The sequence below is a fragment of the Mucilaginibacter sp. R-33 genome (genome assembly GCF_049949235.1).
In the GTDB taxonomy this organism is placed as follows: domain Bacteria; phylum Bacteroidota; class Bacteroidia; order Sphingobacteriales; family Sphingobacteriaceae; genus Mucilaginibacter.
In genome coordinates this window covers 4,007,125-4,021,366 of the sequence record NZ_CP188089.1, presented here as the reverse complement: position 1 = coordinate 4,021,366, position 14,242 = coordinate 4,007,125, and the positions used below count along the sequence as shown (strand labels likewise).

Here is a 14,242-nt window from a genome sequence, read left to right as displayed (position 1 = left end):
CCACATGAATAATTTGTATGTAAATGTTTGGGAAGAGAAGGTAGTTATCCCAACCTACGGTATAGGGAAGCCCGATAAAAACCCCATGTTTTTTGAAAAGCGCGTTTACCAGGGTAGCAGCGGCAAGGTGTACCCTAACCCGGTTATCGAAAAAATTTACGACGAAAAAGAAGATAAAGAATACGCAGGCCTTTACCTCGAAAATAAATACCTCAAAGTACTCATCCTGCCCGAGCTTGGCGGCCGTATCCAGATGGCTTATGACAAAATCAGGGACCGCCATTTCATCTATTATAACCAGGTGATTAAGCCGGCACTGGTAGGGTTAACCGGCCCCTGGATTTCGGGCGGTATTGAATTTAACTGGCCACAGCACCATCGCCCAAGCACTTTTGAACCGGTTGATTATAAAATTGAAGAAAATGCCGATGGCAGCAAAACCGTTTGGGTTAATGAAGTGGAGCGCATGTTCCATACCAAAGGTATGGCCGGTTTTACGCTGCACCCGGATAAGGCTTACATCGAAATAAAAGCGAAGCTCTATAACCGCTCGGCCCTGCCGCAAACTTTTTTATGGTGGGCAAACCCGGCGGTGAAAGTTAATGACGATTACCAGTCGGTTTTTCCGCCGGATGTGAACGCGGTGTTTGACCATGGTAAGCGCGACGTATCAACATTCCCGATAGCTACGGGTACTTACTATAAAGTTGATTATTCGCCGGGTACAGATATCTCAAGGTATAAAAATATCCCGGTGCCAACGTCGTACATGGCTATCAACTCCAATTACGATTTTGTGGGCGGATATGAGCATGACAGTCAGGCTGGTTTGCTGCATGTAGCCAATCATCATGTATCGCCCGGCAAAAAACAGTGGACCTGGGGCCACAGCGATTTCGGCCTGGCCTGGGACAGGAACCTAACCGACGAGGATGGCCCGTACATTGAGCTCATGACAGGTATGTTTACCGATAACCAACCCGATTTTACCTGGCTGATGCCGCACGAGGAAAAGCATTTTACCCAATACTTTATGCCATACCGCGAGCTTGGCGTAGTAAAAAATGCTACCAAAGATATCCTGCTGGCACTTGATTATAAAGATGGCAAACTACTATTGAAAGTTTACGTAACCGGCGAGCAAAACAACCTGAACATCAAACTGCAGCATGATGGCAAAATATTGTTGAGCGAAGAAGTTTGCATTGTACCAGAACAGGTGTATACCCGCGAGATAGCCGTTAAGGATATTAACGAGAATCTTTTGCTGCTTACCATACACTCGGCAGCGGGCAAAGAACTCATTAAATATGATGCGGCAAGCAATAAGCTTAATAATATCCCTGAAGCTGCCAGTCCGGCCCTGCTGCCTGCCGATGTAGAAAATAACGAGCAGTTGTTTTTAACGGGCCAGCACCTGGAGCAGTACCGTCATGCTACTTATAGCCCGGTTCCTTACTATGAGGAAGCCCTGCGCCGTGACCCGAAAGACATCCGCAACAACAATGCTTTAGGTTTATGGTATTTGCGCCGCGGACAGTTTGCTAAAAGCGAGCCTTATTTCCGCAAGGCGGTTGAAACCATCACCCAGCGTAACCCTAATCCTTACGATAGCGAGTGTTATTACAATTTAGGTTTGGCGTTAAAATTCCTCGGCAAAAAAGAGGATGCGTACAAAGCGTTTTATAAAGCTACCTGGGGCAATGCCTGGAAAGATAGCGGCTATTTTTCGGTAGCACAGATCGACCTGGAAAACGGCGATTACGAACTGGCGCTTGATCACTCGCTGTCGTCATTAGATAGAAATGCCAATAACAGTAAAGCCTATGTTTTGCGCTCGGCGGCTTTCCGTAAGCTCGGGCGTTTTGAAGATGCTGTCGAGGTAGCTACAGCGGCAATAAAAAGGGATGCGTTTAACCTGGGCGCTCTGTTTGAGCTGGTTTATGCTTACAAAGCTTTGGGTGATGAAGAAAAAGGCACTGTCACCCTTAATGAACTCATTAAACTGTCGCGCGGTTATTACCAAAATTACATTGAATACGCACTTGATTACGCCAATGCCGGCCTGTACCAGGAAGCTGCAGATTTGTTGAATTATGCGGTGAACGGTGATGCTACCAGTCCGATGGTGTATTATTACCTGGGCTACTTTGCGTACAGGTTAGGCAATAATGAACAGGCTTCTGCATATTTTAAACAGGCCTCAGCTGCCGATTCGTACCTGTGCTTCCCCGATAGGCTGGAAGAGATCAGCGTACTGAAACTGGCCGCTGAGCTCGTGCCCAACGATGCCAAAGCACCTTATTATTTAGGCAACCTGTTTTATGACAAACTGCAGTATGATGATGCCATCGCGACCTGGGAAACATCGGCACAACTGGATGACACTTTCCCAACCGTATTCAGGAATCTGGGTATAGCCTATTATAATAAACGTAATGACCCGGCAAAAGCTTTAATTTGTTTTGAAAAAGCCTTCGCACTGGATAGAACAGATGCCCGTGTACTGATGGAACTTGACCAGCTTTACAAAAAGCTGAACTATTCTGCAGAAGCACGACTGAATTTTGTTGAAGCTAATCTGGAGACTGCCAAACTTCGTGATGATGTTTATTTAGAGCGTGCAACGCTGTATAACTTTTTAGGCGAGTACCAAACCGCGTTTGAACAGGTGATGCAAAGAACATTCCACCCATGGGAGGGCGGCGAAGGCAAAGCTTCGGGGCAATATGTTGCAGCTTTGGTTGAATTGGCCAAGCAAAACATCCGCGATGGCAAATACAATGAAGCCATTGAACAGTTAACACAGGCACAAACCTACCCACATAATTTAGGCGAGGGTAAACTATTCGGCACACAGGAAAATGATATCTTTTACTGGCTGGGCCAGGCCCATGAAGGCCTGCAGCAAACTGAACAGGCAAAGGCTTATTTTGAGCAGGCAGCCATAGGTTTGGAAGACCCGACAGCTGCTGTTTTTTATAACGATCAGCAGCCTGATAAGATCTTTTATCAGGGTTTAGCTAAAAAATGTCTGGGTGACAGTACATCGGCCGAACGAATCTTCAAAAAACTGCTTAATTATGGTATCGGGCACATGGATGATAACGTAAAAATTGATTACTTTGCCGTCTCGCTGCCAAATTTGCTCATTTTTGAAGATGATCTGCAGGTAAGGAACCGCGTGCATTGCTACTTTTTACAGGGACTGGGATACCTCGGTTTACGTGATTTCGAGCAGGCACAAAAGGCCTTTACCGAGGTTCTGAAACTTGATGCCGGGCACTTTGGGGCGAGGATACATCAAAACATGATAAACCAAATTACCGAAGCAGCCGGTTAAACCCAAAAATCACACGTGAGAACTACTCAAAAAAAAACTTTACCACTGGGCCTGCTTTTCGCAGGCTCAATGCTGTTGGCCGGCAGGGCAGCAGCGCAGGATGTAACCATCCCTGTTGAAACACAGCACAACGCTATTGTATTACAAACCGATGCCGAAAAGCACCTGAACATGGTATACCTGGGGGCAAAACTTGCCAATACAGCCGAGTATGCAGGCATCTCAAAAATGTACAAACAAGCCGATGATTCGGGCGTACAAAACGATGCTTACACACCATCAGGCTCAGCCAGTCTGGGTGAGCCGGCTATTACAGTTACCCATGCCGATGGTAATAAATCATTAAACCTAACCTACGTAAACCATACGGTAAGCAAGATTGATGATGATATTTCATTACTGGTAGTTACCATGAAAGATCCTGCTTATGATTTTGAAGTAAAGCTATACTACAAAACCTATTTTAAAGAGGATGTTACCGAACAATGGTCGGTAATAAAGCATAACGAAAAGGGGATAGTAACACTTGATAAATATGCGTCGGCCAATTTAAACCTGAAGGGTAATACTACCGGCGGTTTCTGGTTAAAACAATACCACGGCAACTGGGCTATGGAAATGCAGCCCGAAGAAGCCCGTTTAACCCACGGGATCAAAACAATCGACAGCAAACTGGGTACCCGTGCCAACCTGTATGAGCATTCGATGTTCGCCATATCAATGGATAAACCTGCTACCGAAGATGAAGGCAAAGTGCTTTACGGAGCTATGGAATGGTCGGGCAATTTCAGGATTGATTTTGAGCTGGATGTGGCCAATAACCTGAAAATTATTGCAGGGATCAACAATGCCGCTTCCGAATATCATTTAAAACCAGGTGTTGAATTTACTACGCCAGCTTTCCTTTACACTTACTCTGATCATGGTAAGGGCGACGCCAGCCGCAAGCTGCAAAGTTGGGCACGCCAATACAAAATTGTTGACGGTAACGGCTCAAGGCTTACGTTGCTCAATAACTGGGAATCAACCTATTTTGATTTTAACGAGAGCAAACTTGCCGGCCTGCTAAAAGATACCAAAAAGCTGGGCGTCGACTTGTTTTTGTTGGATGACGGTTGGTTTGGCAACAGCCACCCGCGTAACGGCGATAATGCCGGCCTTGGCGACTGGCAGGAGAATAAACAAAAACTGCCTAACGGTATCAGCTCACTCGTGAAAGAAGCGCAGGCCAATGGTGTAAAATTCGGCATCTGGATTGAACCGGAAATGGTTAATCCTGCCAGCGACCTGTACAAAGCCCATCCTGATTGGGTGATTAAACAGCCCAACCGTCCTGAAAAATACTTCCGTAACCAGTTGGTGCTTGATCTGGCTAACCCTAAAGTGCAGGATTTTGTATTTGGCGTGGTTGACGGTCTGTTCACCAAAAATCCTGATTTGGCTTATATCAAATGGGACTGTAACGCGGTAATCTATAACGCGTATTCAGCATACCTGAAAAAAGACCAGTCGCACATTTATGTTGATTATGTGAATGGTTTATACAATGTATTGAAACGCGTTCGTGCCAAATATCCTAAAGTGCCTCTGATGCTTTGCTCGGGCGGCGGCGGAAGGGTTGACTATGGTGCACTGCAATACTTTACAGAGTTTTGGCCAAGCGATAACACTGATCCGCTGGAACGTGTATTTATCCAGTGGGAGTATTCATTCTTCTACCCGGCAATCACCAGCTCAAACCACGTTACCGATTGGGGCAAACAACCCATCAAATTCCGTGTGGATGTAGCCATGATGGGTAAAATGGGCTTTGATATTGTTATTGGCAAACTAAGCGAAAACGATTTGAGTTTCTGTCAGTCGGCGTTGAAAAATTATGATGCATTAAAAGATGTGATCTGGCACGGCGACCAGTACCGCTTAGCTTCGCCATGGGATAACGACGCGGCATCTATCATGTATGTAAACGACGATAAATCAAAGGCAGTAATGTTTAACTACCTGGTGAATAACCGGTACGGCTCGGGTACCAAAGTGCCTGTACGCCTAAAAGGCCTCGACCCTAATAAAAAATACCGTGTAAAAGAAATTAACCTTTATCCGGGCGCGGGTTCGGTTTTAGGCAAAGAGGATTTAACTTTTACCGGCGATTTCCTGATGAATGTGGGTATTAATCCCGGAAACAGCGCTTATCACACCAGTGTAGTGTTGGAGTTGGAGGCGATTTGATAAAATCGATTTGATATTATAAAGAAGCCCCGGAGCATTAATTGTTCCGGGGCTTCTTTTATTTAGGGGGGGCTCAAAGATATGTCATCCATCGCTGCAGCAAGGCTTTGCCCGGTGCTCCCTTTTTTGTTTGTCATGTTGTTTCAACACCCCACTCGCTAAGCAATCGCGCTGAGCAAATCGGCTACTTGTCCTGTGGGGTGCCGAAACAAGGTCGGCATCACGACGGGGATTTATAGCCTGTTATCTCAACTTATCTGTAATATCAAAATGCTCAACCCTTGCGGCGCCCAGCGGCAGTTTGCTGCAGGCAGAGTAGAAAATATAATCCTTATCCTCAGTAATACCCGGTAGTAGTTTGTTAATAACCTTCCCGATCTGCGTGTTCTCGCTTTTTACCGCGTTGGTATCGGCAATGTTTACTTTGGTTGTATAAAAAATTACCGGGAACCAGCCGTGGCTGTTTTTCTGATTGCCAATCCGGAATACCCGCGGTTCGCCTGCAACACCATCAATTACTACCGGGAAACGGTATTGTTTTACTGTTGCCTCGGCAGCATCCTGGAATAATTTGCCTGCATCGGTATCGTGTTCGTATTGCCAGTAGTCGTTAGGGGCGGTACATTGTAAAGCAAGCTCAAGGGTTAAACGGGCATCGGCAAAATGCTGTTTATTGTATTTCTTTTTTCCCAGCTCATAAAGCTCCGGGGCTGTTTTGCCATTAATTTTATAAGTATTTACATTTACCGAGGTTAGTTTCCAGCCATAATCGTATTTGGCATACAGGGCGGTAATCATTTCCTGGTTAGGCAGGTTTTTATCCTTTGGCAAAAAAAGCACCATGTACATTTCATGGGTAATACCATTATAGATCATTTTATAACTGTTAATGCCTGCCGACGGATTGCCTATGGTATCTGTACTGCGATGTTTATTTACAATGTAATATTCATCGTAAATATCATAGTCGGCAGTTTTAACAGCGTTGCCTACCAAGTCTATTTGCCTTAGATTTGACTTGTCGTCCAGCATCTCCCGCGATTCCATATTGCTGATATCATCACTGTTGCCGGTACGGAGGTCATGGAGCAGTTGTTCGTTAAGTTTGTGGAAATCGTCGCGTTTACCGCCGGGAATCTGGTCGTTTCGCCATGCTCCCGGCTGTTTAATACAGCTTTGTAATGATATAGCCAGTAAAGCGAAGGGAATGAGTTTAATTGTGTTTTGGTATAGGGTTTTCATATTATCCGTAATAATATGAAAAAACACTCAATTGTACTATTGCCACTGGTTTATGAATAATCAAGCTTTTGCATAACGGGATATAGCGGTTGGTTGTTTCACTTTAAGCAGATAAAATCCGGTTTGGAAAAGTTAACATTACTGACATTTTACTAAAGAATCCTGCCAGTTTATGTTAAATATTTATGGGTATCATAAAAAATGGTTTCTTTTGAATTTGCCTTTTCACAACCTGTGGCTATATTGCTTTTAATTACCAAATGTGTTGCGTTCCCTTACAAGAGGAACTGAAATTTATATGGAAAACTTCAATGAGATTTTTGATCTGGAATACTTCTTTCGCTTGTCGCCCGATTGGTTATGTGTTGCCGGGTTTGATGGTTACTTTAAAAAAATTAACCCGGCTGTTTCCAAAACTTTAGGTTATACCGAAAGCGAACTGTTTGCAAGGCCTATCGATTCATTTGTTTATCCCGAAGACAGAAGCATCACCGCAAGTAAACGTGAGAGTATAAAGAAAAACAATCCGCTGTATAATTTTGAAAACAGGTATGTAACCAAAAGCGGAGAAATAGTATGGCTTTCATGGATCTCGATGCCGGTACAAAAACAGCAGCTGGTTTTTGCTATTGCCAGGAATATTACCGACAAAAAGAAACTGGAAGAATTTAGCAAAGTATCACTCGTATCGGTAAAAAATAACGAAATTGAAAGAGGGGCGGAGTTAAGTACACATAATCTAAAGCCAATCAGTGAACTTTCTATTGCCGATCAGCTTTGGCTTTATGAGCTTGAAACGCTGGTAAGAAAATATATTGGAAAAGTTGATTTGATCATTGTATTGTTAAGTAATGAAATGGGTTTAAGTGAAAGACAACTGCATCGGCGCATAAAAAACACCACGGGTATTACGCCAAATAATTATATCCGGCGAATCCGTTTACTGATGTCGATGGAGGCAATCAATAGTGGTAAATACCGTACCGTGGCCGAAATATCTTATATAGCAGGGTTTGAAACCCCGGCTTATTTCCGGAAACTGTTTAAAGAATTTTATGGTCGTGATATAGCCGAATTTTTGCAATAGATATAAAGCCGCTCCTCTCTTATTTGACTCTTTTCATCGGGAATTGTATTGCCTTTTGCCAGCCTTTCCTTGTCCCCGATATTTCGGCCACCAACGAGTTGTTAGTGATTTGGGTATAGGTTATTTTTTGCGGGAAATCATGCTCCGGATTTTCAAAAACGAGGTGTTTGTTGTTAGATGAGGTAAGCGTAAAAGTTACCGCTTTGCCGCCATTTTGATTGTTTACCGTTGGGATATAGTAAAGCTTGCCTTTATGTTGCTCCATACGGATATGTTCGGATGATACCGTATCTGCACCAGTCAACGAATAGCTTCTGCCGATAAAGGTACTGTCGTTAAGCTTTTTCCATGTTTCAATATCCACTGTTTTTGCCGATTGATTTTTCCAGCTGCCGATCAACCATTTAGCATGCGTGATAGGCTGGTTTTTTTGCTGGCCAAAAATGCTATGAGCAGAATTAATGCATAATACAATAAGTAACTGCAATTTGAATTGGTGGAGCAGGGTCATGAGTGGTAAATAAGTAATTGAAGTTACAAATTGAAAGGAGGAAATCCAACGCCTGAGTGACGGGTTCGGCTAAAGCCGAAGCTTCATTTTAATTCTCCGTCACTTAAAAGTGACGGCAATGAAGTTGTAATGATATTTTATGTCTGTTTTGATTCATTGCCGTTGGTTTTAACCAACGGGTATTTAGTGAACCGAGCTGGCTTTAGCCTAAATTTTAAACGAGATAGTGAGTATTCATTTGTCGCAAATACACCCGTCATTTGTCGCGTGTATAACCTTGCTTTGGCGTTCATTTTCAGCATCTTTGAATAAATCAATAATGAATCATGGAAAACTCAGCAAATAACAACCCCGAAATCATTGTTATAAAAGAAACTCAAAAGGTACTTGATGTTAAATGCGCTCTGCTTAATGGTTCAAGCTTTGAGCAAACGATGATGAACAATGCAAGCCTTAAGGATGTTTGTATAACCGGGCTTAAAATTGAAGATGCCAATTTAAGTGACCTGGAAATAAAATACGCCCAGCTTGGCGGTGCTTATATCCATGATATAGGTATGCCGCCCGAAGGTCATCCGGCTTATGATCCTGCTGTGAAGCAGCGCCCCCTTAAATTTGAGAACTGCGACTTGCAGGGCAGCACAATAACTGATTGCAACTTAAGTGGTGTTGATATTACCGATTGCGATTTGAACGGTATGAAAATTAATGGGATTGATGTGGATGAACTGCTGAGGGCGTATCAAAAGCAGGGGATATAGTAAATCTGCATGGCGCATACATCAGGGTCCTCTGCGAGAGACCCTGATGGGACGGTAAGAAGGTCGTCATTGCAAGGTACGAAGCAATCCCCGACTTTACAGGGCAAATCTGCATAGCTGCTCTGCTTATTGGGGATTGCTTCGTACCTCGCAATGACGCTTTTTTTATTTATCACATTATTAGCTTTCGGCTTTGTGCATTCCGTTTTTAGCTTTCAATTAATTTGCTGCTTACCCACACATTATCCTTTTTATTGCTGTCTGGATCATAAGTGGTGCCCAATACTAATTTTTTTACTGCTTTTTTGGCGGCGAAATTAACTGTAGTTGTTTTGTTACCGGCCGCCCAAACAGCAATACTTTTATGCACCAGTTCGGTAGTGCCATCGGTATAATAAACCGTTAAATTTACGGGAATGGGTTTGCTGCCAACCCTGGTGATCATGGCACTATAATTTTGCCCGGCATTGGTCACTTTGCTGATAGCCAGATCGGTTACGCCATTATCAAAGAACCAGGCTTTCCAAAACCAGTTAAGGTTTATGCCCGAGCCGGTGTTCATACAATTAAAAAAGTCGTACGGCATAGGGTGTTTGCCGTGCCATTGTGCAATGTAGTAATGCAGTGCCTTGGTAAACATCTCATCGCCAAGCATATCTTTTACGTATAAATAGCCCAGGCCTGGTTTGGGATAGCTGTCGGTAAAACCGGCAGGGCCTGTGAGCATTGGTGTAAGGGTCATTACCGGCACATCAACCTCGTGGCCGGCGCTTTGTTCAACAGCGGCAACACCATATGGATCCACTATGGAGGGATCAATCTCCGGACTTACCAGCCATTCGCCGATGGTTGCCCAGCCTTCGTCCATCCAGCCGTATTTGGTTTCGTTAATGCCCATGTAAAACGGAAACATAGTATGGAAAATTTCATGATCGGTAAGCTCAATGGCATCGGCCTTATCTTCGAGCGGGTTATCGTTTACCATCATCGGATACTCCATCTGGTCCAAACCATCAAAAACGGTTTCATGCTGGTATGGATATGGCCATTTAGGGAATTTGTAGCTCATCACCTCTACCGTTTTACGGGCATAATCAACTACTGCATAGTAATCTTTATGTTTTTCGTTAAACACTGCATCAACACGGGTGCGCCTGCCGGTTTTCGGATCAACCACCAGGCTCGATGCTTTCCACAAATAATGATTGCTGGCAGCAAATACAAAATCGGTAACGCTATCGGCCTCAAACTTCCAGGTGTTGGTTGGGTTGTTTTTGGTGATGTTGCCTGCTTTAATATCATCTTCGGTAATAATATCAGTTACTTTATCACTCGCGCCTGCATCAGCAATGCGTTTAACAATGCGGCTATCGTAAACATCATCAGCGTTTTTCAGATCGCCGGTTGCCCAAACCTTATAATCGCCGGGTACTGTGATCTCGGCACTGAAATGGCAAAAATCATTATAAAATTCCTGTGCGCCCACATAAGGATAATCGTTCCAGCCATCAATATCATCATAAACAGCTACTCGTGGAAAGAAATAGGCAATAAAGAATGCGCCCGTATCAACCTGGCCGGTACGGATATGCGAGCCCTTGTTTAAAGTGTAAGCATAGCTGATGTCAAAATGTACCTTTTGTTTTGGAGCAATGGGAGATACCTTTTGTGTCATATTCGTGCCGCTCATTCGGCGGGGTTCAGTGCTGCCGGGTGTCCTGTTATCAATTGTAAGGCTTTTGATCACCACTCCATCGGTAAGGTCATCTGCCGAAACCTGCATTTGACGTGCCACACCTTTTTTATACAAGTTGGGATAGAGCTTAAATTGCACCCTTTTTAAAGTATCGGGACTATTGTTAACATAATCAATACCAACAGTACCGCTTACCAGGCGGGTTTTAGGGTCGAAATTTACTTTGATCTTATAGTCGGCCGTATTTTGCCAGTAATTTTTGCCGGGTGCTCCGGTTGTGGTACGTGTGCCTTTGGTATAGGTTTTTTGCAGGTTTACAGCTATGGGTAAGCTTTGCTGGGCCAATGCTGCAGTACCGCCCAATAATAAAGCAAAGGGCAATAATTTTTTAATACTGATCATTTATGCGGATATATATGAGTTATATTTGAGGTAAATATAATAAACCGTTACAGAACCCGGTAAGCGATAATTTTGTATCGCCGGTATGTTACTGGGCAAATCAACTCACGGTTTTGAGTTTATCCATTTATATATAAATAGTATCCATGACTGCCGAAAAAATGATTATTGTAACTGGTAAGCAATACCTTGAGCTAAAACAAAGTTTAGAAAGCGGCGAGGGGCTTACCTATAATATAGGTACTGATAAACACCCCGAAATGGTTAAGATCACCAACATTTATATGGACACTGATCCCGACTTTACCCGCAATCCGCGCCAGTTTGCCCGGATGCATGAAGACCTGAACGTGCAGGTGAAACTGGAGTATGTAGCGGAGTAGATAAAAAATTAATGAACCCGAGATGGGTTTTGTGTGTCAGGGGAGAGCAGAAATCTTCTACGCCCCGGACTTTTACAGGTTTAGTTGTAAAGCCTGATACAGAAGATTTCTCTTTCGCGCCATTACTCACAACCTGCGCTGCTCAGTCGAAATGACATTTTTTTTAATAAAAGATGTCTATTTTTAGGCCATGCATCACCCTGAAGATAATCCCTGGAAAATAACATCTCAAAAAGACATTTACGATAACCCCTGGATCAACGTTACCGAATACCAGGTGATTAACCCAGCCGGTAATCCCGGTATTTATGGCAAAGTACACTATAAAAATCTGGCCATAGGTGTTTTACCTTTAGATGAAGAACTAAATACCTACCTCGTGGGCCAATACCGCTTCCCGTTAAATCAGTACAGTTGGGAGATGCCCGAAGGCGGCGGCCCTGAGGGAACGGATCCGCTTGATTCGGCTAAGCGTGAATTACTGGAAGAAACCGGTTTAAAAGCTTCACGGTGGACAGAGATCCAGCGCTTGCACCTCAGTAATTCGGTAAGCGATGAGTTGAGCATATTGTACCTGGCCCGAGGCCTTGAGCAGTTTGAGTCCGAGCCCGAAGAGACCGAGCAGCTGATCATCAAAAAAGTGCCTTTTGCTGAAATGTACCGCATGGTTTGTAATGGCGAAATTACTGATGCCATGACTGTTGCCGCAGTGCTTAAAGTACAGTTGTTACTAACAGAAAACCGTTTGTAAATTACCGCTTTACTAAAAAAAATATAACTTTGCCCATTGATGAAGAAGTTATTAGGCTATATCCTGTCGCCCTTTGCCATAATTGCATTTTTTTTAGCCCTGGTTATTTTTCACCCCATCCAGTGGATCTGCTTTCGTTTTTTTGGCTATGCCGCGCACAAACGTTCGGTTGATATCCTGAACTTATGCCTGTTTCGCACTTTTTATATCATTGGCGATACGGTGACTTTCATCAATAAACAAAATTTGCCGATGGGCAGGCCAATTATATTTGTGGCCAATCATCAAAGTTTGCTTGATATCCCGCCCTTGATTTATTACCTGCGCAAATATCACGCTAAGTTTGTTTCTAAAATAGAGCTTACCAAAGGGATCCCCTCTATCAGTTATAATCTGAAACACGGCGGCGGTGCTAATATCGACAGGAAAGACTCCCGTCAGTCCATGACCGAAATGATAAGTTTGGGTGAGCGCATGAAGGCCAATAACTGGTCGGCAGTGATCTTTCCCGAGGGCACCCGCTCCAAAGATGGCGTAGTACGATCTTTTCAGCCGGGAGGTGTTGCCATGCTTTTAAAAAAATGCCCTGAGGCATTGCTGGTGCCTATCGCCATAAAAAATAGCTGGAAAGTTGTACAATATGGCTTTTATCCGCTTAATACTTTTATATCCATGAGCTGGACAGTGCTTGAACCCATTGAGCCCGGTAAAACCCCGATTGGCGACCTTGTACTTGAAGCCGAGAACAGGATCAAGGCTGCGCTGTCCTGATTTCGGATCTCGGAGTTTCGATTTCGAATTTTTTATTTTTGCTTTTCCGTTCCATCAGGTCTCTCTCAGATATCCCTGAGAATCTACCCTTCCCTGGTCGAAGTTTAGCGATAGCTTAAGTTCGCCCTAAAATGTGTTAAGCTTTCAGCTTAACTGTACTATCAATCTACTTTTCCGCTCCCGCAAGCAGGATGCTTGCTTTGTTTTGGGACGAAGTTACGCTATCGCTAAACTTCGACCAGTTAAAGGTCCTCTGCGAGAGACCCTGAGGGGACGAAAAATCCCAAATCCCAAACCCGATACCCGAAATGCAATTAATCTGTTAATAATCAGCTAAATGTTAACAAATCCCGTCCCATCAGGGTCTCTCGCAGAGGACCCTGATGATCTACGCCAAGCCAGCTGCTATGTTTAAAGTAGCCTCACTGGTCTCACATGGTTTATGCCTGTCCAAAAATCCCGATAATCTATTATGGTTAAAAATTCATGAGGCTTTGCAGAATGATAAAAGGCTGCACTGCTATGTGGGTATTTAGTAAAATCATCGCATAATAACCATTTTCCGGATACCGGATTATGATGAATATAATCTATTTTTTGATAGAGAAAGGCCGTAGAGTATATGGGCTTGGCATCAAATGACTGTTCAAAAACTTTATGCTTTTGTCCTTTGTTTTTTTCTTTTTCGGTACATGCCGCCGAAAGTTGATTAAGAAGGTCGATTTTGCCTGATGCTGTAAGCTTTTTTACAAGTTCATAAGCCATAAATCTTTTGCCATTACTGATTATCTTGTTAAGCCCTGCTTCTGTATCGGGCATTTTAATAATCAGATGAACATGATTAGGCATCAATACAAAAGCATGAGTTTGCACCTTGTAATTCTCTGCTATAAATCGAAGCCAATCATATAGCATTTTATACGATTGTGTGATTTCGAATAAAGGAATCCAATTATAACAGGTAAAAGTTATAAACCAGGTCTCGCCGGAATCATTATGTAAAGTTCGGGTAGCCATAGTTAAATATAAAGATAATTATGGATCTAAAGATGATTGCCAACCTCAG

At 43.4% G+C, this 14,242-nt stretch carries 11 protein-coding genes; 7 read left to right on the top strand and 4 right to left on the bottom strand.

The genetic code is table 11. The annotated features are described in order from the left end of the window. The first annotated feature begins 4 nt into the window (after positions 1-4). Together ACP26M_RS16635 and ACP26M_RS16630 are read left to right on the top strand one after the other, a co-directional pair. A complete protein-coding gene (locus tag ACP26M_RS16635; protein ID WP_426581567.1) occupies positions 5-3,343 on the top strand; it encodes a DUF5107 domain-containing protein in 3,339 nt (1,112 codons plus the stop codon). Positions 3,344-3,358: 15 nt separating this feature from the next. Continuing rightward, positions 3,359-5,572: an alpha-galactosidase gene (locus ACP26M_RS16630; protein ID WP_426581565.1), complete on the top strand. Its 2,214-nt coding sequence runs from the start codon at positions 3,359-3,361 to the stop codon at positions 5,570-5,572. 243 nt (positions 5,573-5,815) lie between these two features. Here ACP26M_RS16630 and ACP26M_RS16625 read toward each other — a convergent pair whose 3' ends face one another. Next, positions 5,816-6,814, bottom strand: coding sequence for a hypothetical protein (locus tag ACP26M_RS16625; protein WP_426581563.1), 999 nt, complete (start codon positions 6,812-6,814; stop codon positions 5,816-5,818). A 298-nt stretch (positions 6,815-7,112) separates the two neighbouring features. On the opposite strand from ACP26M_RS16625, the gene ACP26M_RS16620 reads away from it, so the two are divergent. Beyond that, positions 7,113-7,901 (top strand): helix-turn-helix domain-containing protein, encoded by a 789-nt coding sequence (locus ACP26M_RS16620; RefSeq protein ID WP_090533985.1) that lies wholly within the window; start codon positions 7,113-7,115, stop codon positions 7,899-7,901. 19 nt (positions 7,902-7,920) lie between these two features. Here ACP26M_RS16620 and ACP26M_RS16615 read toward each other — a convergent pair whose 3' ends face one another. Then, positions 7,921-8,412, bottom strand: coding sequence for a DUF6265 family protein (locus ACP26M_RS16615; protein WP_426581560.1), 492 nt, complete (start codon positions 8,410-8,412; stop codon positions 7,921-7,923). Positions 8,413-8,738: 326 nt separating this feature from the next. On the opposite strand from ACP26M_RS16615, the gene ACP26M_RS16610 reads away from it, so the two are divergent. Then, positions 8,739-9,173 (top strand): pentapeptide repeat-containing protein, encoded by a 435-nt coding sequence (locus ACP26M_RS16610; protein WP_426581558.1) that lies wholly within the window; start codon positions 8,739-8,741, stop codon positions 9,171-9,173. A gap of 208 nt (positions 9,174-9,381) precedes the next feature. Here the strand turns inward: ACP26M_RS16610 and ACP26M_RS16605 are convergent, their stop codons facing one another. Next, positions 9,382-11,271, bottom strand: coding sequence for a M1 family metallopeptidase (locus ACP26M_RS16605; RefSeq protein ID WP_426581556.1), 1,890 nt, complete (start codon positions 11,269-11,271; stop codon positions 9,382-9,384). Positions 11,272-11,417: 146 nt separating this feature from the next. Between ACP26M_RS16605 and ACP26M_RS16600 the strand changes: the two genes are divergently transcribed. From ACP26M_RS16600 to ACP26M_RS16590, 3 genes are all read left to right on the top strand, one after another. After that, entirely contained in the window at positions 11,418-11,654 is a 237-nt protein-coding gene (locus ACP26M_RS16600) for a hypothetical protein (protein WP_112657594.1), read from the top strand. 190 nt (positions 11,655-11,844) lie between these two features. Further along, the gene (locus tag ACP26M_RS16595) at positions 11,845-12,405 is read left to right on the top strand and encodes an NUDIX domain-containing protein (protein WP_426581554.1); all 561 of its coding nucleotides are present in this window, start codon (positions 11,845-11,847) and stop codon (positions 12,403-12,405) included. Between the two features lie 39 nt (positions 12,406-12,444). Beyond that, on the top strand, positions 12,445-13,176 hold the full coding sequence (locus ACP26M_RS16590) for a lysophospholipid acyltransferase family protein (RefSeq protein WP_426581552.1): 732 nt from the start codon (positions 12,445-12,447) through the stop codon (positions 13,174-13,176). A gap of 411 nt (positions 13,177-13,587) precedes the next feature. On the opposite strand, the gene ACP26M_RS16585 is transcribed toward ACP26M_RS16590, so the two are convergent. After that, complete coding sequence (locus ACP26M_RS16585) at positions 13,588-14,193, bottom strand: REP-associated tyrosine transposase (RefSeq protein ID WP_426581550.1); 606 nt, start codon at positions 14,191-14,193, stop codon at positions 13,588-13,590. Positions 14,194-14,242 lie beyond the last annotated feature (49 nt).

Bases quoted from the DNA above. Each gene is read 5' to 3' on its own strand.
- ACP26M_RS16590 (WP_426581552.1), top strand. From the start codon at position 12,445: ATGAAGAAGTTATTAGGCTATATCCTGTCGCCCTTTGCCATAATTGCA.
- ACP26M_RS16585 (WP_426581550.1), bottom strand. From the start codon at position 14,193: ATGGCTACCCGAACTTTACATAATGATTCCGGCGAGACCTGGTTTATA.
- ACP26M_RS16605 (WP_426581556.1), bottom strand. From the start codon at position 11,271: ATGATCAGTATTAAAAAATTATTGCCCTTTGCTTTATTATTGGGCGGT.
- ACP26M_RS16615 (WP_426581560.1), bottom strand. From the start codon at position 8,412: ATGACCCTGCTCCACCAATTCAAATTGCAGTTACTTATTGTATTATGC.
- ACP26M_RS16635 (WP_426581567.1), top strand. From the start codon at position 5: ATGAATAATTTGTATGTAAATGTTTGGGAAGAGAAGGTAGTTATCCCA.
- ACP26M_RS16595 (WP_426581554.1), top strand. From the start codon at position 11,845: ATGCATCACCCTGAAGATAATCCCTGGAAAATAACATCTCAAAAAGAC.
- ACP26M_RS16620 (WP_090533985.1), top strand. From the start codon at position 7,113: ATGGAAAACTTCAATGAGATTTTTGATCTGGAATACTTCTTTCGCTTG.
- ACP26M_RS16610 (WP_426581558.1), top strand. From the start codon at position 8,739: ATGGAAAACTCAGCAAATAACAACCCCGAAATCATTGTTATAAAAGAA.
- ACP26M_RS16600 (WP_112657594.1), top strand. From the start codon at position 11,418: ATGACTGCCGAAAAAATGATTATTGTAACTGGTAAGCAATACCTTGAG.
- ACP26M_RS16625 (WP_426581563.1), bottom strand. From the start codon at position 6,814: ATGAAAACCCTATACCAAAACACAATTAAACTCATTCCCTTCGCTTTA.